Origin of the sequence: Citrobacter sp. CK191, assembly GCF_030333435.1 — a bacterium.
Taxonomy (GTDB): Bacteria; Pseudomonadota; Gammaproteobacteria; order Enterobacterales; family Enterobacteriaceae; genus Citrobacter_B; species Citrobacter_B koseri.
Map to the genome: position 1 here is coordinate 74,503 of NZ_JAOWFX010000011.1, position 19,071 is coordinate 93,573.

General features: G+C 48.7%; 21 protein-coding genes. 12 read left to right on the top strand and 9 right to left on the bottom strand.

Features of this window, described 5'->3' with window-relative positions; genetic code table 11:
- The first annotated feature begins 51 nt into the window (after positions 1 to 51).
- The 7 genes from rfaD to OGV82_RS03135 are packed head-to-tail and all read left to right on the top strand — an operon-like array spanning position 52 to position 7,321.
- Positions 52 to 984, top strand: coding sequence for an ADP-glyceromanno-heptose 6-epimerase (gene rfaD, locus OGV82_RS03105; RefSeq protein ID WP_012135758.1), 933 nt, complete (start codon positions 52 to 54; stop codon positions 982 to 984).
- Between the two features lie 8 nt (positions 985 to 992).
- Positions 993 to 2,039, top strand: a complete 1,047-nt coding sequence (gene rfaF, locus OGV82_RS03110) for an ADP-heptose--LPS heptosyltransferase RfaF (RefSeq protein ID WP_058668282.1) — start codon at positions 993 to 995, stop codon at positions 2,037 to 2,039.
- 3 nt (positions 2,040 to 2,042) lie between these two features.
- Positions 2,043 to 3,011, top strand: a complete 969-nt coding sequence (gene rfaC / locus OGV82_RS03115; RefSeq protein ID WP_101744168.1) for a lipopolysaccharide heptosyltransferase RfaC — start codon at positions 2,043 to 2,045, stop codon at positions 3,009 to 3,011.
- Positions 3,012 to 3,029: 18 nt separating this feature from the next.
- Positions 3,030 to 4,313 carry an O-antigen ligase family protein gene (locus OGV82_RS03120; protein ID WP_180961900.1) on the top strand — a complete coding sequence of 428 codons (1,284 nt, stop codon included), beginning with the start codon at positions 3,030 to 3,032 and terminating at the stop codon, positions 4,311 to 4,313.
- The gene (locus OGV82_RS03125; RefSeq protein ID WP_101744167.1) at positions 4,306 to 5,319 is read left to right on the top strand and encodes a glycosyltransferase family 2 protein; all 1,014 of its coding nucleotides are present in this window, start codon (positions 4,306 to 4,308) and stop codon (positions 5,317 to 5,319) included. Before OGV82_RS03120 ends, OGV82_RS03125 begins: the two co-directional genes overlap by 8 nt.
- Before the next feature lies 1 nt (position 5,320).
- The gene (gene rfaQ, locus OGV82_RS03130) at positions 5,321 to 6,376 is read left to right on the top strand and encodes a lipopolysaccharide core heptosyltransferase RfaQ (protein ID WP_101744166.1); all 1,056 of its coding nucleotides are present in this window, start codon (positions 5,321 to 5,323) and stop codon (positions 6,374 to 6,376) included.
- The gene (locus OGV82_RS03135) at positions 6,377 to 7,321 is read left to right on the top strand and encodes a glycosyltransferase family 8 protein (RefSeq protein ID WP_012135764.1); all 945 of its coding nucleotides are present in this window, start codon (positions 6,377 to 6,379) and stop codon (positions 7,319 to 7,321) included.
- A gap of 24 nt (positions 7,322 to 7,345) precedes the next feature.
- Here OGV82_RS03135 and OGV82_RS03140 read toward each other — a convergent pair whose 3' ends face one another.
- From OGV82_RS03140 to OGV82_RS03155, 4 genes are read right to left on the bottom strand one after another with little or no spacing between them, the layout of a single operon-like run.
- Positions 7,346 to 8,338, bottom strand: coding sequence for a glycosyltransferase family 8 protein (locus OGV82_RS03140; protein ID WP_047460263.1), 993 nt, complete (start codon positions 8,336 to 8,338; stop codon positions 7,346 to 7,348).
- A 37-nt stretch (positions 8,339 to 8,375) separates the two neighbouring features.
- Positions 8,376 to 9,395 carry a glycosyltransferase family 8 protein gene (locus OGV82_RS03145; protein WP_012135766.1) on the bottom strand — a complete coding sequence of 340 codons (1,020 nt, stop codon included), beginning with the start codon at positions 9,393 to 9,395 and terminating at the stop codon, positions 8,376 to 8,378.
- A 31-nt stretch (positions 9,396 to 9,426) separates the two neighbouring features.
- Positions 9,427 to 10,224, bottom strand: coding sequence for a lipopolysaccharide core heptose(I) kinase RfaP (gene rfaP / locus OGV82_RS03150; RefSeq protein ID WP_101744165.1), 798 nt, complete (start codon positions 10,222 to 10,224; stop codon positions 9,427 to 9,429).
- Positions 10,217 to 11,341 (bottom strand): glycosyltransferase family 4 protein, encoded by a 1,125-nt coding sequence (locus OGV82_RS03155; RefSeq protein WP_101744164.1) that lies wholly within the window; start codon positions 11,339 to 11,341, stop codon positions 10,217 to 10,219. The genes rfaP and OGV82_RS03155 overlap by 8 nt, the downstream gene beginning before the upstream one ends.
- Before the next feature lie 422 nt (positions 11,342 to 11,763).
- Here OGV82_RS03155 and waaA point away from each other — a divergent pair, with 422 nt between their 5' ends.
- Together waaA and coaD are read left to right on the top strand one after the other, a co-directional pair.
- Positions 11,764 to 13,041 carry a lipid IV(A) 3-deoxy-D-manno-octulosonic acid transferase gene (gene waaA, locus OGV82_RS03160; RefSeq protein WP_012135770.1) on the top strand — a complete coding sequence of 426 codons (1,278 nt, stop codon included), beginning with the start codon at positions 11,764 to 11,766 and terminating at the stop codon, positions 13,039 to 13,041.
- 8 nt (positions 13,042 to 13,049) lie between these two features.
- Positions 13,050 to 13,529: a pantetheine-phosphate adenylyltransferase gene (coaD, locus tag OGV82_RS03165; RefSeq protein ID WP_012135771.1), complete on the top strand. Its 480-nt coding sequence runs from the start codon at positions 13,050 to 13,052 to the stop codon at positions 13,527 to 13,529.
- A 51-nt stretch (positions 13,530 to 13,580) separates the two neighbouring features.
- Here the strand turns inward: coaD and mutM are convergent, their stop codons facing one another.
- The 4 genes from mutM to radC all read right to left on the bottom strand — a co-directional run bounded on the left by mutM (position 13,581) and on the right by radC (position 15,792).
- Positions 13,581 to 14,390 (bottom strand): bifunctional DNA-formamidopyrimidine glycosylase/DNA-(apurinic or apyrimidinic site) lyase, encoded by an 810-nt coding sequence (mutM, locus tag OGV82_RS03170; RefSeq protein WP_047460253.1) that lies wholly within the window; start codon positions 14,388 to 14,390, stop codon positions 13,581 to 13,583.
- Between the two features lie 98 nt (positions 14,391 to 14,488).
- Positions 14,489 to 14,656: a 50S ribosomal protein L33 gene (gene rpmG, locus OGV82_RS03175; RefSeq protein ID WP_001051798.1), complete on the bottom strand. Its 168-nt coding sequence runs from the start codon at positions 14,654 to 14,656 to the stop codon at positions 14,489 to 14,491.
- 20 nt (positions 14,657 to 14,676) lie between these two features.
- Positions 14,677 to 14,913 (bottom strand): 50S ribosomal protein L28, encoded by a 237-nt coding sequence (gene rpmB, locus OGV82_RS03180; RefSeq protein WP_003024071.1) that lies wholly within the window; start codon positions 14,911 to 14,913, stop codon positions 14,677 to 14,679.
- A gap of 216 nt (positions 14,914 to 15,129) precedes the next feature.
- On the bottom strand, positions 15,130 to 15,792 hold the full coding sequence (gene radC, locus OGV82_RS03185) for a RadC family protein (protein WP_047460249.1): 663 nt from the start codon (positions 15,790 to 15,792) through the stop codon (positions 15,130 to 15,132).
- A gap of 173 nt (positions 15,793 to 15,965) precedes the next feature.
- Here radC and coaBC point away from each other — a divergent pair, with 173 nt between their 5' ends.
- From coaBC to slmA, 3 genes are all read left to right on the top strand, one after another.
- Complete coding sequence (gene coaBC / locus OGV82_RS03190; protein WP_101724235.1) at positions 15,966 to 17,186, top strand: bifunctional phosphopantothenoylcysteine decarboxylase/phosphopantothenate--cysteine ligase CoaBC; 1,221 nt, start codon at positions 15,966 to 15,968, stop codon at positions 17,184 to 17,186.
- A complete protein-coding gene (gene dut / locus OGV82_RS03195) occupies positions 17,164 to 17,622 on the top strand; it encodes a dUTP diphosphatase (protein ID WP_006687626.1) in 459 nt (152 codons plus the stop codon). The genes coaBC and dut overlap by 23 nt, the downstream gene beginning before the upstream one ends.
- Positions 17,623 to 17,731: 109 nt before the next feature.
- Positions 17,732 to 18,328 (top strand): nucleoid occlusion factor SlmA, encoded by a 597-nt coding sequence (gene slmA / locus OGV82_RS03200; protein WP_012135776.1) that lies wholly within the window; start codon positions 17,732 to 17,734, stop codon positions 18,326 to 18,328.
- 75 nt (positions 18,329 to 18,403) lie between these two features.
- Here the strand turns inward: slmA and pyrE are convergent, their stop codons facing one another.
- A complete protein-coding gene (gene pyrE, locus OGV82_RS03205; protein WP_024131063.1) occupies positions 18,404 to 19,045 on the bottom strand; it encodes an orotate phosphoribosyltransferase in 642 nt (213 codons plus the stop codon).
- Between the last annotated feature and the right edge of the window lie 26 nt (positions 19,046 to 19,071).

Here is a 19,071-nt window from a genome sequence, read left to right on the forward strand (position 1 = left end):
AGTATTCGTGTCTGAGATTGTCTCTGACTCCATAATTCGAAGGTTACAGTTATGATCATCGTTACCGGCGGCGCGGGCTTTATCGGCAGCAACATCGTTAAGTCCCTGAATGATAAAGGCATCACCGATATCCTGGTGGTGGACAACCTGAAAGACGGCACCAAGTTCGTCAACCTGGTGGACCTGAATATTGCTGACTATATGGATAAGGAAGACTTCCTGATCCAGATTATGGCCGGAGAAGAGTTCGGCGATATCGAAGCGGTTTTCCACGAAGGCGCCTGCTCTTCCACCACCGAGTGGGACGGCAAGTATATGATGGACAACAACTATCAATACTCCAAAGAGCTGCTGCACTACTGCCTGGAACGTGACATTCCGTTCCTGTATGCCTCCTCTGCGGCAACTTACGGCGGTCGCACCTCTGACTTCATTGAGTCTCGTGAATATGAGAAACCGCTAAACGTTTACGGCTACTCTAAGTTCCTGTTCGACGAGTATGTGCGCCAGATCCTGCCTGAAGCCAGCTCGCAGATTGTGGGTTTCCGCTATTTCAACGTTTACGGACCGCGTGAGGGCCATAAAGGCAGCATGGCGAGCGTCGCTTTCCATCTGAATACTCAGCTCAACAACGGTGAAACGCCGAAACTGTTTGAAGGCAGCGAAAACTTCAAACGCGATTTTGTCTACGTCGGCGACGTGGCTGATGTAAACCTGTGGTTCTGGGAAAACGGCGTGTCCGGCATCTTTAACCTGGGCACCGGGCGCGCGGAATCCTTCCAGGCCGTGGCGGATGCCGCGCTGGCTTATCACAAGAAAAGCGACCTTGAATACATCCCGTTCCCGGAAAAACTGAAAGGCCGTTACCAGGCGTTCACGCAGGCGGATCTGACCAATCTGCGCGCCGCAGGCTATGACAAACCGTTCAAGACCGTTGCCGAAGGCGTAACGGAGTATATGGCCTGGCTGAATCGCGACGCGTAAGAAGAAACATGAAAATACTGGTGATTGGTCCGTCCTGGGTAGGCGACATGATGATGTCGCAAAGTCTCTATCGCACGCTCAAGGCGCGCTATCCCCAGGCGATAATCGACGTGATGGCGCCCGCGTGGTGCCGCCCGTTATTGTCGCGTATGCCGGAGGTCAACGACGCGATCCCCATGCCGCTTGGCCACGGGGCGCTGGAAATTGGCGAGCGGCGCAAGCTCGGTCATCGTCTGCGTGAAAAGCGCTATGACCGCGCCTATGTTTTGCCGAATTCGTTTAAATCCGCACTCGTTCCTTTCTTTGCCGGCATTCCGCATCGCACCGGCTGGCGCGGCGAGATGCGCTACGGCCTGCTCAACGACGCGCGCGTGTTAGATAAAGAGGCCTGGCCATTAATGGTGGAACGCTATGTGGCGCTGGCCTACGACAAAGGCGTTATGCGTACTGCCCAGGATCTGCCGCAGCCTCTGTTATGGCCACAGCTACAGGTGAGCGAGGGCGAAAAGTCCCTCATCTGCAACGAATTTTCTCTTTCCGCTGAACGTCCGATGATCGGTTTTTGCCCCGGCGCGGAATTTGGCCCGGCGAAACGCTGGCCGCATTATCACTATGCGGAACTGGCAAAGCAGCTCATCGATGAAGGCCATCAGATCGTCTTGTTTGGCTCAGCAAAAGATCATGACGCCGGAAATGAAATTCTGGCTACACTGAATACTGAGCAGCAGGCCTGGTGCCGCAATCTGGCGGGAGAAACGCAGCTGGAACAAGCTGTTATCCTTCTATCCGCCTGCAAAGCCGTTGTCACGAATGACTCTGGTTTAATGCATGTCGCCGCTGCGCTGAACCGTCCGCTGGTCGCGCTGTACGGCCCCAGCAGCCCGGACTTTACTCCCCCACTTTCGCATAAAGCGCGGGTTATCCGTCTGATTACGGGTTATCACAAGGTGCGCAAAGGGGATGCTGCGGAGGGGTATCATCAGAGCCTGATTGACATCACGCCGACGCGTGTCCTGGAAGAACTCAATAGTCTGTTATTACAAGAGGAAGCCTGACGGATGCGGGTTCTGATAGTCAAAACATCATCAATGGGGGATGTGTTACACACATTGCCCGCACTGACTGACGCACAGCAAGTCATCCCGGGTATTCAGTTTGATTGGGTGGTAGAAGAAGGATTCGCGCAAATTCCATCCTGGCACGATGCTGTCAATCGCGTGATTCCCGTCGCTATTCGCCGTTGGCGTAAGGCCTGGTTTTCCGCGCCCATCAAAGCTGAACGTAAAGCCTTTCGCGATGCCGTACAGGCACAGCAATACGATGCGATTATTGATGCCCAGGGGCTGGTAAAAAGCGCGGCGCTGGTCACAAGACTGGGACGCGGCGTAAAGCACGGCATGGACTGGAGTACGGCCCGGGAGCCCCTGGCCAGCCTGTTTTACAACCGAAAGCATCACATCGCTAAAGCGCAGCATGCCGTTGAACGCACCCGCGAGCTGTTCGCCAAAAGCCTGGGGTACAGCAAGCCACAGTCCCAGGGCGATTATGCGATTGCGCAACATTTCCTGAGCAATCTGAATGCAGACGCAGGGCAATATGCGGTATTTTTACACGCGACTACCCGAGACGATAAGCACTGGCCGGAAGCAAACTGGCGAGATCTGATCGGCCAACTGCGTGATGCGGGTGTACGCATTAAGCTGCCCTGGGGTGCGCCCCATGAAGAAGCACGGGCAAAAAGATTAGCGGAAGGATTTGATTATGTGGATGTTTTACCACGAATGAGTCTGGAAGAGGTCGCACGCGAGTTGGCGGGGGCAAAATTTGTAGTGTCCGTTGATACCGGGCTTAGCCATTTAACCGCCGCCCTTGATCGACCTAATATCACGCTGTATGGCCCGACCGATCCGGGACTGATTGGGGGATATGGGAAGAATCAGTGCGCGCAAAAGAGTCATTCAGGGAAGATGTCAACTCTGAGTGCGGATGCCGTCAAAGTATCATTGCTTGATTTTAATTTGCTATAACTTTTAAAGAGATTAATCATGCTTCGTGGACACACGTTTTCTCGCTTTATCCGCAGCACGCAAAATAATCCATTTAACGTTATCTATTTTTTATTTTATGCCGGGTGCCTGACGACCCTGGCGATGCTGCTGATCAATCCAGACGAAGCTTTAAAAGTTTTTATTGCATGTGCGGTTCTGTCGCTACCGATTATCAGTAAACACAGCAAGTCACTTCTGAGTGATAAGAAAAACCTGCTGTTACCCGTGATGCTGCTGCTCTTCGGTTTAGTACAAATTATTTGGGTTGAGATCTTTAAAGAACCGGGCTCATCCTTTACTGGCGCTTATCGCTCATATCAGAACGGCGGTAAAGTGATGATCTTTGCCGCACTGATTGTCACAGCCCTGCAATCGCCAATCGCATGTGCGATGAAAGATCGTATAACCCGCTACTGGGTGATTGCGACGGCTGTTGGTTTGTATCTTTTTGCGGGTTATCAACTCCTCACCTCACCAGATCCGCTTAACTACCGTGTCGAACTGGGTTTTGAACATCCGACAGGAGCGGCTTATGCGTTGACGTTTGTCGCATTGCTCGCGTCACAGGCCATCATCAACTTGCGGCTGAAGCATACAATCCTGCTCTATTTATTACACTTTTTGGTATCACTGGCGGTTATCACTATAACGCAAACCCGCGCCGCCATTCTGGTCTATCCGGTTCTGAGCATAGGGCTATTTTTCTTACATTATCGGCATAACCGCACCGTTTTGCTGCGTACGTTACTGGCCTTTATTGTTCTCGCGGGGCTGGCGGCAATCCCTTTAAAATCGGTGATTGAAAAGCGCTATAACAGCTTCGTAACCGATATGCATTCTTACAGTAAGAATAACAGTAATACCTCGATTGGCGCCCGACTCGCGATGCAAAGAGCGGGTATTGATGCTGGAAAAAACCACTACTGGGGCCAATCACTTGAACAACGCGATGCTGGAATGCGGGATTTTGCCCGACAGGATACCTCGTTAAGAGGAGCACTTGGGTTCGTCGACATCCATTTGCATAACGAATTCATTGATACTTTTTCTCTTAAAGGGATTTCTGGCGTCATCGCTCTGCTCTTTTTGTATCTGGCGATGTTTTTAAAAGCTTATACACAACGTAGCCCTCTGTTATTCATCATTTCCAGTGCTATAGTTATCTATGGTTTAAGCGACTTATTATTATACGCCAAAGGTGAAACTCTGAGCAGTATGCTGGCATTATGCGCGGCGATGATGCTGACACCAGGCACGATGAGAGAGTTATGCCATGATTAACGCTTCAGATTATTTGCTGAGCATTATTATACCGGCATACAACAATGCCGAATTCATTACGGATACGCTGGCGTCTTTACATCAGGGCATCACTAATGAGGTAGAAGTAATCATTATTAATGATGGCTCAACGGATTTGACTGAAGAACGCATAAATGCGTTTTATCGCGAACATCATTGCAATAACGTGAAATACATCTACCAGGAAAATCATGGTGTTGCGATTGCCCGCAACGTCGGGCTTTCACATGCGACAGGGAAGTATATTGGCTTTGTTGACAGCGATGACATTATTAGCCCGGATTATTTTTCGGTTCTTCTCCCTAAATTAAGAGAAGAGAAATATGATATCGTTGAATTCAACTTAACCCGTGACATTAATAATCTCTATCAATGCAAAAAAGATAAGCCGGATGCGGTAAAACAGAGTGAAATTACGTTAACTGATGAAAATTTAACGCAGTTATTACCCACTTTCCGTGCGGGTCAATGGCACCTTGTAACAAAATTCTTTCGCCGTGACATTATTGGGCAAGACCGCTTCGAAGAACATCATCGTTATGAGGACATTATTTTTTGTCCATTTCAATACTTTAAATGCCATAAGATCTTAAAAATAGATAACAAGCTATATTATTATCGAATAAACGATCGGAGCATTACCGAGAATATTCTTGAAAATGATGCGCAATATATTTTCTTCGCCATGCGTAAAATGTGTGACTATATAAAAGAAAATGACGAAAAACGAACTGTAGCCACATTAATGATCATTAACTGCTTCCTTGAAGGACGCAAGTTACTGCGCAAAAAGAAAGGTTATTATCGCTACGAAGAAGATATGATCAGTGACATTCAAGATGCACTGACATGCTGTGATACAAGTATCGTTAAAAGAAAAGTTATTTATAAAATGAAGTACCCACACATTGATCGTTTTATTTCAAAAATACGATTTAAAGCCATAAACGCTTGCAAAATGTTATTTGTTAGCAAGGAAAGTTAATATGTTTGATAAAGTAGAAAGAATTCTTATTTGCAAGCTTAAGTTTTATGGCGATGTTCTGCTCATTACCCCTGTTATTGCCAGTCTCCAGGCACGTTATCCGCACGCAAAAATTGATCTTCTTCTTTATAAAGACACCAGGGCAATTTTGGCTGCTGATGAGAGAATCAACAACTTTTACCTTATTGAAAAAAAGAAAGGTCTGCTGGAAACCATTAAAAATTATATATCGGTACGCCGCCAGCTGAAAAAAAACCACTATGACCTTATTGTCAACTTAACCGAGCAATGGCCTATTGGCGCACTTATCGCTTCCCTACGCCGCCCCTCTATTGCCTTTAAAAGGGACAAGAAGCAGTGGAATTGCCTTTTTACAAAAGTCACACCAACAACCGGAACTCATATTGTTGAGCAAAACTTATCCATTCTAAAAGGCCTCGACTTTAGTGAAAGCGAGCTCAAAAAAGAGATGTTGCTCTGCTATCGCAAGAGTGACTATCAATATTTGCTGACCCAACTCCCCGCGCTTTCCACGCAAAAATACGTTGTGATTCAACCCACTGCAAGACAGTCGTTTAAGTGCTGGGATGATGAGAAATTTGCGCATGTCATAGATTATTTGCAGCAACGCGGTCTGCATGTTTACCTGACCTGTGGGCCCGCAGTACAAGAACAGCAGCAGGTAGCGCGTATCGCCGGACTGTGTCAATCACCACCAGACCTGACGGTGGCAGGTAAAACGACCTTCCTGCAACTGGCGGCGTTAATCGATCATGCAGTGCTGTATATCGGCGTGGACTCCGCCCCCATGCATATGGCTGCCGCATTAGGTACGCCGCAGGTATGTTTGTTTGGCGCCACAAATTATCAACAGTGGAAACCGTGGTCAGATAAAGCTGCGCTGATCTGGGCAGGCGATTATCATCCAATGCCGACCCGGGCAGAACTGGACAGATCCCGGAAATACCTGACCTGGATACCAGAACACGCAGTTATTGACGCTATCGACACTGTGCTCCATGATAGCAACCCGGTTGAAGGAAATGAGACAGCGTAAATGGATAACAAAACTAACGTAATTAATATTGCCTACTGCACAGATGCTAATTATCTGGAGTATGTTGCTGTATCCATTATGTCTGTCATAATGAATAACCCTGAGCAATCTCTCGCATTTTTTGTCTTTGTCTATGATGTCAGTGATGAAGACATTGCGAAGCTACAGTCGACCAGTAATAAAATTCAGGTTATCACGATCGATAAGGCTGATATTGAAAAATATAACAATGATTTTGCGATAAAACATCTCAACCGCTCAACTTATATGCGTCTGGCTGTCCCTCGTTTACTTAAAGACAAAGTAGCACGTTTTATCTATCTTGATGCCGATACGCTATGCTTTGACTCACTCAGTGAGATTAACAGCGTTGATATTGATAATGTTGTTTGCGCCGTCAGCCATGACTCTCTCAACATTCATGATAATAAACACGCCCGGCGATTAGGGCTGAGCATCGACCACTATTTTAACGCTGGTTTCCTCTATATTAATGTCGCGAACTGGATTAAGCATGACATTGAACATAAGGCAAATACCGTGTTATTTGAGCAAGGAAAATCATTGCCTTACTTTGATCAGGACGCACTCAACATTGCAATGAACGGCAATATTACGTTTATTGATAACCGCTGGAATTTCCTGTTTAACTGGTTTACTGACGAACAGAAAGAAAATTTCTTCTATCACAGTGACACGCTGCCAAGAATCATTCATTTTACGGGCGGAAGAAAGCCGTGGTATAAAGAACATACGGGGCTGTCGCAACAGCTTTATGTTTTCTACCACCATTTCACGCCCTGGCGGAATGCAGAGTTACGCTCTTATGCCCCTCGTATGAGACCTACCGATTATCGGGTGTACTCCCGTCAGGCGGCAAAAAAAGGAAATTATTTTACCGCCATAAAATGGTACGCAAAGTACCTCAAAACCAAGATTCATTAAAAAAGCTCCCCTCGGGGAGCTTTTTTACTTACCTTTGACTTTTTCAGCCAGATAGCCTATGTAGCTGATAATTGAAGCAATATATTTACCCTGTAGCCTTTCATGACGTGACTTCTTCTTATACTGCTTTGGCGTTCTGGCAGGCAACAACGGCACATTCGCCCATGGTGAAGCCTTCCATGCCTCCACAAAATACTGTGCAGACGGATAATTTGCCCAGGAATTCCAGGGTTTAGTTACCCCAATATAGTGAATAAGAATGGTATCCGCCGTTATATATTCTTTATAGCGTGATATATCTTTGCTTTTTAACTCTTGTTTTATACCATATATCGCATTGTAGATACGCGGTAAAAAGATCACCTTATTTAAGAAAAGAATATTTAAAACATCCTGATCGGGGAAAGAGAGTTTCTGATTTTTATCCAGGAGGATATCAAATGCAGCACCAATAAAGTTCTGCTCTTTCCACTTTTTAAGATTCGCATAGATCACACCAGAGTTAAAATAATCACTATTTTTCTCAATATCTCTGGCAGGACTATCATCGACGTCCCTTACTACCGCAGCAACATGCTCATCAAGGTTGAGATGACTCAATTCAACAAGTGAGCCTTTGCATATCACGTCTGCATCAATGTACAGGAGTGAATCAACTTTTTCACCTAAATATTCAAATGCGATAAAACGGAAATACATCGCATGAGACCAGGCATTACCGCTGGGCAATACCTTTAGCCCCTCGGCATCCATAACATATATTGAGATGTTAGTAGAGAATTGCTGCGCCAGCATACTTATTTTCTGTTGATAATCATCATCCACATAATCAGTAAAAAGATGGAAATGGATATTGATGTCTTTATTATGTATCAACACTGATGTCATCGAAATCGCGGCGCCAAACATGAAATTTTTATCAACACCCCAGGCGATATTGAGCTGTGGGCTCTCCCCGGCTGGTGCTTGATTAAAATCAAGTATCTTTTTTATAGACTGATGGCAATCAAAAATCATTCACTACACCTATTTAAATTTATTTTCAACAAGCCACTCAATGCACTTTAGCGCCGTGTAGCTTATTTTTAATATACATTATATGGCTAAATATAGAACGAATATATTTTCGCTGTATCCTTTCATGGCGTGACTTGCGCTTATATAATTTTGCCGTATTTGCATTGAGTAACGATTTTTCTGCCCATGCCGATTTTTTATAAGCCTCAATAAAGTACTTAGAAACCGGATAGTTAGCCCACGTATGCCACGGTTTTGTCACGCCGACATAATGAATTAATACCGTACTCTCAGTGATAAAGTCCTGATAACGATATTCATTTTTATTCTTCAGTTCCTGGTCTACGCCATAAATACAATTAAAATCACGCCTCAGCAGGATCACATGCCCAACAAATAAGATATTCAGGATATCCTGGTCAAAATAAAGCAGTTCTTTCTGACGCTCATGCAAAACCTCAAAGGCTTTGGATAACAGTTTTTTTTCTCTCCAGACATGGAGATTAGCGAATACCACCCCTGAATTAAAATAGTCACGAGCTAACTCAGGAATACCCAGCCTCTGCCCGGATTTCAAACGTACTCGATCAATATCATTAACAACAGCCGCATATTCTCCGGCAAAATGAATATCCGTCAGTTCCCGCAGCGAATTTTTACAAACGATATCGGCATCCAGATACAGCACAGAATCCAGTTCACGACTTAAATACTCGAACGCAAAATAGCGATAGTACATCGCATAGGTCCATGCTTTAGTACTCGGCAACTTGCGAAACGCCTCATTATCGAAAACTAAGACCGTTACCGTTGTACCATACATTTGCGTGAGTCGTTCCACGCTTTCCAGGTACTCATCATCAACATAGTCCGTCACAACATAGAAATGGATATCAATATCAGGGTTGTTCACCAACACTGATGTCATTGAAATTCCAGAGCCAAATAAAAAATTTCGGTCTACACCATATGCAATATTCAGCTTTTTGCTTTTCTGGTGTGTAGCGTTGTCGATAACCTTTTTTTGAATTATTACGTTTTCAAAATCAATGTTCATGATGAGATCACCTCAAACCCTGTATGTGATTTTATAACGCTTTTCTTATCGTTCTTTGTTTGATTTTTTGTGCTTTCGCCGCCGCTTGCTCAAGCAAACTGGCTTCCTTGCGAAGAATTTCACGCAGTGGCATCGAGAAATAAACGCGTAAAAAACGATAAATATCTCTCGAGGTCAGGCCAATTTCGAGTGAGGAGAAATAGAGTCCAATCAGATCCTTATCACGCCAGCGACGCGGCACCCGGCGACGAATTTGCGCGCGATGCAGATCAATCACGGAAAGTTTTATATCAGCCACATCAGTCGGTAATGGTTGCTGTAGTAAAAAATGGCAAATATAACAATCCCGATGATTCACCCCGCCACGATGCATTTTCCCCACCATCTCCGCCAGTCGGGTGATAATGGTTCGTTTTAAGGTGAGGTCAGGACGTTCTTCACTCCACCTGGCGCAAAAGTCTTCAAGGCTTATTGCCGGCGAGAGATCTTCCGTGATGATAAACGATGTCCGCTGCAACGGATTAAACCCTTTTTGCCCAAACGCGACGCCGGTCATGGTATCAACATTCAGTGATTGCAGACGGTGAATAGCCAGCCACTCGCGATCCGCGCCAAGAACGGGCATACGCAAGGAAATGAGGTTTTTTAGCACTTCTTTCAGCGTGGTTCCGTGATGGTATTTCAGGAAATACCCTTTACCCATCATCTCAAAACGCAGCGTCCGCCGGGTCTCCAGAGCGCGGAAAACCTCTCCGTCCAGTTTCGTTACTTCGACAAACGGATCTTTACCTTGCCACTGCGTAGCGAATGGCTCTTTTAATTCAATCATTCTCAAAACCTAAAATGATATCAGCCGCTTTATCAGCCAGACTGTAGAGATCTTCTGTATCGGCAAAGTGTCTTGCATGACTTGCCCATTCACTTCGCTGCTCACCTTTCTCCAGCGCATCGCAGAGGGAAGCATTCAGGACTTCCTGTGCAAAAGGCTCCGGTATAACAACGCCACACTGCGCAGCATTGATATAGTGCGCATATCCACAAACTTCGGTGGTCAACACGGGTAGTCCGGCGACAATCGCCTCTAATAATACGATTCCGGCCGCTTCCTGAACGGCAGGATGAAGCAGTAAATCAGCAGCAGACATCAGCGCTGAAATATCATCGCGCCCTGAAAAAAACTGCACCTGCTTCTCAATCCCTAATTGACGCGCCTGGGCCTGATACCGGTCGGCCTTGTCTTGCCCGACAACCATCAATCGCGTACGTTGACGTATTGCTTCAGGTAAAGAAGCTACCGCCAGTAACGTTCTTGGTACCCCTTTGCGTTTAAAATCTGAACCTACCTGTAAAAGCAGGAACTGATCTAACCCAATGCCATTTTTTTCTCTGACAATCTGTCCGCTGTTTTCAGGTTGCTGGCTGTATTTCCTGTCCGGGTATATCCCTGGTGGCAAAATATGAAAACGGCGATCCTCAGTATGATAATGATGCTTAAAGTCACCGATTTGCTTATTTGTTAACATCAAAAGCTCGGTATGAGCACCTTGCTGGAAGGTCGCTTTTTCAAAAGCTGCATAGTGCTTATAACGACTGGTCAGCTTATAAAAGAAACCCTTTTCACGGGCGACTTTTTCCGCGTAGCACACATCTGCCGCATAATAGACATCGAGCCCGGGCATTTTATTAAACCCAACGACGCGATCGACGGGATGTTGGCTCAGGTAACTCTGAACCCACTGATAATACTGCTCATTTTTTCCATGATTAGTTCTGGCAGTCACCGGAACAAGGATAATTTCAAGGTCGGAGGGACGTTCGCCCTGCCACTGCTGAGTCAATACCTGAACATGATGGCCACGCGCCGCAACCGTATGCGCTATTCGCAGGAAATCACGCTGCAACCCGCCATAGGGAAAATATTTGTACAAACAAAAAGCAATGGTCATGCAATAATATCCGCGTTACGTCGCCAAACATCCCAGGCCAGGCAGGTAAAAGCGCCGTAATCCTTGTCTGCAAACAAAGACTACCCTCCATATTCCCGGCGCCCTGAAGGCTGATGGCTGCCTGAATTTGCGCAGTAGTATACCATTGATTAGCTCCCGAACCGAAATGAATGTTTTTTAAGCAAAAAGTTAATTTTTAATTTCAAAACAATAAGATGTAAACCATTACTATTGAAGGACAGAGTACGATTTCACGCGTTATTCGGCGTTAACAGCCTGTTTTGATGTATCTGGAGAAAAACACCTACCGCAAATAATGTATTGTCAATTCAGGTGTTTTAGTGCAACAAGGATAAAAATGATGGTAAAGCCCAGGCTAAATACATAGAATCCCCAGCACATCCATCAGTCAGCTATTTACTATGCTCGAATTGCTTTACACCGCCCTTCTCTACCTTATTCAGCCCTTGATCTGGATACGGCTTTGGGTGCGTGGACGTAAAGCGCCAGCCTACCGTAAACGCTGGGGCGAACGTTACGGTTTTTACCGTCATCCGCTTAAACCTGGCGGGATCATGCTGCATTCCGTCTCTGTGGGTGAAACACTGGCGGCAATTCCTTTAGTTCGCGCCCTGCGACACCGTTATCCTGATTTGCCGATCACCGTCACCACCATGACACCTACCGGCTCAGAGCGCGTACAGTCCGCATTCGGCAGCGATGTTCAGCACGTCTATCTTCCTTATGATTTGCCCGATGCGCTCAACCGTTTCCTGAATAAAGTTGACCCTAAACTGGTGTTGATTATGGAAACCGAGCTCTGGCCGAACCTGATTGCCGCGCTGCATAAACGTCATATTCCGTTGGTTATCGCCAACGCGCGCCTTTCCGCCCGGTCGGCTGCTGGCTATACAAAGCTGGGGAAATTTGTTCGCAGACTGCTGCGGCGCATTACGCTAATCGCGGCGCAGAATGAAGAAGATGGCGCGCGTTTTATCGCGTTGGGTGCGAAAAATAACCAGCTCACCGTCACCGGCAGTCTGAAATTTGATATTTCCGTGACGCCGCAGCTTGCAGCAAAAGCAGTTACGCTGCGTCGCCAGTGGGCGCCGCACCGCCCGGTGTGGATCGCCACCAGTACGCATGACGGCGAAGAGAGTATTGTTATCGCCGCCCATCAGGCATTGCTGCATCAATTCCCTAACCTGCTGCTGATTCTGGTTCCTCGCCATCCAGAGCGGTTCCCGGATGCGATTAACCTCGTGCGCCAGGCAGGGCTCAGCTATACCACGCGTTCCTCAGGAGAGGTGCCGTCCGCCAGTACCCAGGTTGTTATTGGCGATACAATGGGCGAATTAATGCTACTGTATGGTATTGCGGACCTCGCATTTGTCGGCGGTTCGTTGGTTGAACGCGGAGGACATAACCCGCTGGAAGCTGCCGCACACGCAATACCGGTATTGATGGGCCCTCATACCTTTAACTTCAAAGATATTTGCGCCCGACTGGAGCAAGCAAGCGGGCTGATTACCGTAACCGATGCCACTACGCTGGTAAAAGAGGTTTCGTCTTTACTGACCGACGCGGATTATCGTAATTTCTACGGTCGACACGCCGTTGAAGTACTGTACCAAAACCAGGGTGCGCTACAGCGTCTGTTACAACTGCTGGAACCTTACCTGCCACCGAAAACGCATTGAGGGCTGTCATGCAAAAACGGGCGATTTACCCAGGAACCTTCGATCCGATCACCAACGGCCATATTGATATTGTGACGCGCGCGACGCAGATGTTCGATCACGTTATCCTCGCCATTGCCGCCAGCCCCAGCAAAAAACCGATGTTTACCCTTGAAGAGCGTGTAGCGCTGGCGCAACAGGCGACGGCGCACCTCGGCAACGTGGAAGTCATGGGATTCAGCGACTTAATGGCCAACTTCGCGCGCATTCAGCAGGCCAATATTTTGATTCGCGGCTTGCGCGCCGTGGCTGATTTTGAATATGAAATGCAGTTGGCGCACATGAATCGCCATTTAATGCCGCAGCTTGAAAGCGTCTTCCTGATGCCTTCAAAAGAGTGGTCTTTTATCTCTTCTTCGCTGGTAAAAGAAGTGGCGCGCCATCAGGGAGACGTTACCCACTTCTTGCCGGAGAACGTTCATCAGGCCCTGATGGATAAGCTGAAGTAAAATGCTTTTGCCGGATGGCGCGTCAGCGCGTTATCCGGCCGGTAATCCATCTTATTTCTGACACTGACGGCAGTAGAACGTCGCCCGTTGCGCGTGTTTAGCCGCAACGATCGGCGTACCGCAAACCCGGCACGGTTCCCCTTTACGTCCGTAAACCTGCAACTCCTGAGCAAAATAGCCCGGCTTACCGTCGCTTTGCAGAAAATCTTTCAACGTTGTACCACCCTGTTCGATGGAACGCAGTAAAACGGCCTTAATCACGCGGGCCAGCAGCTCACACTCAGCCTGCGATAATGACGACGCAAGACGGTCAGGATGGATGCCTGCCGCAAACAACGACTCGCTGGCGTAGATATTTCCCACGCCCACCACCAGTTTGTTATCCATCAGCCAGGGTTTAATTGCCGTTTTCTTCTTCGCACATTTCTGCTGCAAATAAGCCCCGTTAAAATCGTCGCTCAGCGGCTCCGGGCCGAGATGCGCCAGCACGTTATGCCCTTCCAGCTCTTTCGTCCACAGCCAGGCGCCAAAGCGGCGAGGATCGGTGTAGCGCAGGACTTTGCCATTGCTCATCACCAGATCAACGTGGTCATGTTTTTCAGCGGGAAGTTCTTCAGGAAGGATACGCAAACTGCCCGACATTCCCAGATGAATGATGATCCAGCCATCCGGTAACTCCAGCAGCAAATATTTCGCGCGGCGTTGAACGCTGAGAACGGGTTTATCGCTCAGGCGGTAGATCTCTTCCGATACCGGCCAGCGCAGACGTCCATTACGCACATTGGCATGCAGAATGGTTGCCCCAACCAGATGCGGTTCAATGCCGCGGCGGCTGGTTTCAACTTCAGGTAATTCAGGCATAACGTCTCCGGCTCTGTTTCAGGTCTCATTAATATGGGGACGGCCAGAAAACAAAAAACCCCGCCGAAGCGAGGTTTTTCACTACATCAAAGCGAGAATTATTTGATTTTCGCTTCTTTGTAGATAACGTGCTGACGGACAACTGGATCGAACTTTTTCAGTTCCAGTTTTTCCGGCTTAGTACGTTTGTTCTTCGTGGTGGTATAGAAGTGACCAGTACCAGCAGAAGAAACCAGCTTGATTTTCTCACGAATACCTTTAGCCATGATTTATTTCCTCTAAGTACTTAGTACTTTTCGCCACGGGCACGCAGTTCGGACAGAACTGTTTCGATGCCTTTCTTATCAATTACACGCATACCTTTAGCAGATACACGCAGGGTGACAAAACGCTTCTCGCTCTCAACCCAGAAACGGTGAGAGTGCAGGTTAGGCAGGAAACGGCGTTTAGTCGCGTTCAGTGCGTGGGAACGGTTGTTACCGGTCACCGGACGCTTGCCAGTAACTTGGCAGACTCGGGACATGTCTATTCTCCAAAAATCAAATTAGCTCGAGCTTCGTATGGGGTATTGGCGCCTCGTCAGGCTTCTCAGCCTGGTTATCGCAGTTCATTGTGAACTCTCGATTGCCAGGCCCAAATGCCAAACCCGAGATTCTCAAAGGTGGCGTAGTATACGCTGTGTAAGCGATGTGCTCAAGTCCCGAACAGACAAAGATCCCGATGGATCGCGCGAAGTGTTCTAAATCCAACCACGTTCGGCAAAAGAAACGTACTCTCCGCGCCCAATCACAAGGTGATCCAGTACTCGTATATCCATGAACTGACAACATTTTACGACACGTTCGGTGATGAGTTTATCCGCTTTGCTCGGTTCTGCACACCCCGAGGGGTGATTATGCGCAAGGATCACCGCAGAAGCATTTAATTTTATCGCCTCGCGGATAATCTCGCGCGGATGCACCTCGACATGATTCAGCGTGCCGGAAAAAAGACGGCTGTGTTTAATCACCCGGTGCCGGGCATCCAGAAAGATCACCAGGAAGATCTCCCGCTCTTCCCCCGCCAACTGGCTTTGCAGAAACTCACGCGTCATTTCCGGGCTCAACAACGCGTTTTCCTTCATCATGCGCGCCTTGTAATAGCGCCTTGCCAGTTCGGCAATCCCCTTAAGCTGCGCATACTTAGCGATACCGATACCTGTACCGCGAAATTGCGCGAAATCCGCAGACAGCAACCCATAGAGCGACCCACTGCGTTGCAGCGTTTCATGCGCCAGAGCCATCACATCTTTTCCTGGCACTCCTGTACGTAAAAAGAGCGCCAGCAGTTCAACATCCGTCAGCGAACCAATTCCTGACTTCAACATTTTTTCCCGGGGCATTAAACGTTCCGGCGCATCCATACGTTCACCTCCTTAAGCACGCCTCATGGTGGCATAGCTCCTGGGGTGAATCGACGCCCGTATTTCACTCCTGCGTAGCGCCTCGCAAAGTGAATTACGGGCAACTGCACGACGGGATTCAGGATTGTGATAAAATGTCCGCCTTCTGGTGCAATCCAACAGGAAAGATCATGATGAGCCTGGCTGGCAAAAAAATCGTTCTCGGCGTGAGCGGCGGCATTGCTGCCTATAAAACCCCTGAACTGGTGCGTCGTTTACGCGAACGCGGCGCCGACGTCCGCGTGGCGATGACCGAAGCGGCAAAAGCCTTTATCACGCCCCTGAGCCTACAGGCGGTGTCGGGTTATCCCGTTTCTGACAGTCTGCTTGACCCTGCCGCAGAAGCCGCGATGGGCCATATTGAGCTGGGGAAATGGGCGGATTTAGTTATCCTCGCGCCAGCCACGGCAGATCTGATCGCTCGCGTTGCTGCCGGTATGGCCAACGATCTGGTTTCAACGATTTGTCTGGCGACATCCGCCCCGATTGCCGTACTTCCGGCCATGAACCAGCAAATGTATCGCGCCGCCGCCACGCAACATAATCTGGATGTACTCGCGTCACGCGGAATGCTTATCTGGGGGCCGGACAGCGGCAGCCAGGCGTGTGGAGACGTGGGGCCAGGACGCATGCTCGCCCCGTTGACCATTGTGGATATGGCGGCAGCGCATTTCTCCCCTGTCAACGATCTGCAACATCTCAACATCATGATTACGGCGGGTCCGACGCGCGAGCCGCTCGATCCGGTGCGTTATATCTCTAACCACAGCTCCGGTAAGATGGGATTTGCCATTGCCGCCGCCGCCGCACGACGCGGCGCCAACGTTACGCTGGTTTCCGGCCCCGTTGCGCTGCCCACGCCACCTTTTGTTCAGCGCATTGATGTGATGACCGCGCTGGAAATGGAAGCGGCGGTCCAGGCAGCGGTTCAGAAGCAGCATATTTTCATCGGCTGTGCTGCGGTTGCTGACTACCGTGCAGCCGCCGTCGCCAGTGAAAAAATTAAGAAACAGGCGACGCAGGGCGATGAATTAACAGTCAAAATGGTCAAGAACCCTGATATTGTCGCCGGGGTCGCCGCACTCAAAGACAAGCGTCCTTATGTCGTTGGGTTTGCCGCGGAAACAAATAATGTGGAAGAATACGCCCGGCAAAAACGTATCCGCAAAAACCTTGATCTGATCTGCGCGAACGATGTTTCGCTTTCAACTCAAGGATTTAATAGCGACAGCAACGCATTACACCTTTTCTGGCAGGATGGAGATAAAGCCTTACCGCTCGAACGGAAAGCGCTCCTGGGCCAATTATTACTCGACGAGATCGTGACCCGTTATGATGAAAAAAATCGACGTTAAGATTCTGGACCCGCGCGTTGGGCAGCAATTTCCGCTTCCAACTTATGCCACCTCCGGCTCCGCCGGACTTGACCTGCGCGCCTGTCTCGATGACGCCGTAGAACTGGCGCCTGGCGCAACAACGCTGGTGCCGACCGGTCTGGCGATTCATATTGCCGATCCGTCTCTGGCGGCGGTAATGCTGCCACGTTCCGGCCTGGGCCATAAGCATGGTATTGTGCTCGGCAATCTGGTCGGCCTGATCGACTCTGACTATCAGGGTCAGTTAATGGTTTCCATCTGGAACCGTGGCCAGGACAGCTTTACCATTGAGCCAGGCGAACGTATTGCTCAGATGGTTTTCGTACCGGTTGTACAAGCCGAATTTAATCTGGTGGAAGAGTTTGAAGCCACCGACCGTGGTGAAGGCGGCTTCGGCCATTCTGGTCGCAAGTAAGACATTTACGCATCCTGATAACGACATAACATCGCCGCAAACGCTGAGTTTGCGGTCATAGTGTGGATGCTCGCCTGGCAAGTGCTTATTTTCAGGGGTATTTTGTAACATGGCAGAAAAACAAACTGCGAAAAGGAATCGTCGCGAAGAAATACTTCAGTCTCTGGCGCTGATGCTGGAATCCAGCGATGGAAGCCAACGCATCACAACAGCGAAACTGGCAGCCTCCGTCGGCGTTTCTGAAGCGGCGCTGTATCGCCATTTTCCCAGTAAGACTCGCATGTTCGATAGTCTGATTGAGTTTATCGAAGACAGTCTGATTACCCGTATCAATCTGATCTTAAAAGATGAGAAAGACACCAGCGCGCGTCTGCGTTTAATCGTGTTGTTGATTCTGGGCTTCGGCGAACGCAACCCAGGCCTGACGCGTATCCTCACCGGTCATGCGTTAATGTTTGAACAAGATCGCCTGCAAGGACGGATTAACCAGCTGTTTGAGCGCATTGAAGCGCAGCTGCGTCAGGTTCTGCGGGAAAAAAGAATGCGCGAAGGCGAAGGGTACGCCACGGATGAAACCCTGCTGGCAAGTCAGTTGCTGGCGTTTTGTGAAGGGATGTTGTCCCGCTTTGTACGCAGCGAGTTCAAATACCGCCCAACGGACGATTTCGACGCCCGCTGGCCGTTGGTTGCTGCGCAATTGCAGTAACAGCGTAGCCGGATGGCGGCGATGCCTTATCCGGCCTTACAGGCCCGGTAAGCGCTACGCCGCCGGGCAATTCACTTAAACCCCGTACGCTTCCCGATACGCGCGCACTGCCGCCAGATGTTCCGCCATCTCTGGTTTCTCTTCCAGATACGCAATCAGGTCTTTCAGCGTGATAATCGAGATCACCTGACACCCGTAATCGCGTTCCACTTCCTGAATAGCGGAAATCTCGCCACGGCCACGCTCCTGACGATCCAAAGAAATCAGCACCCCCGCCAGACTTGCGCCATTCGCCTGAATAATCTCCATCGATTCACGAATCGCAGTACCCGCAGTGATCACATCATCCACCAGCATCACGCGTCCCTGTAATGGGCTCCCGACCAGACTTCCGCCTTCACCGTGGTCTTTGGCTTCCTTACGGTTAAAGCAGTACGGCAGGTCTTTGTCATGGTGTTCCGCCAGTGCAACAGCGGTGGTCGTCGCAATCGGAATACCTTTATAGGCCGGACCAAACAGCAGATCGAAATCGATACCCGAATCCACCAACGCTTCGGCATAAAAACGTCCCAGCAGAGCCAGATCGCGCCCGGTATTAAACAGCCCGGCGTTGAAGAAATAGGGGCTTTTGCGCCCGGATTTCAGCGTAAATTCGCCAAACTTTAGTACCTGCTTGTTAAGCGCAAACTCAATAAACTGGCGCTGATACGGTTTCATGGATTCGCTCCTCATTTCACTTTATT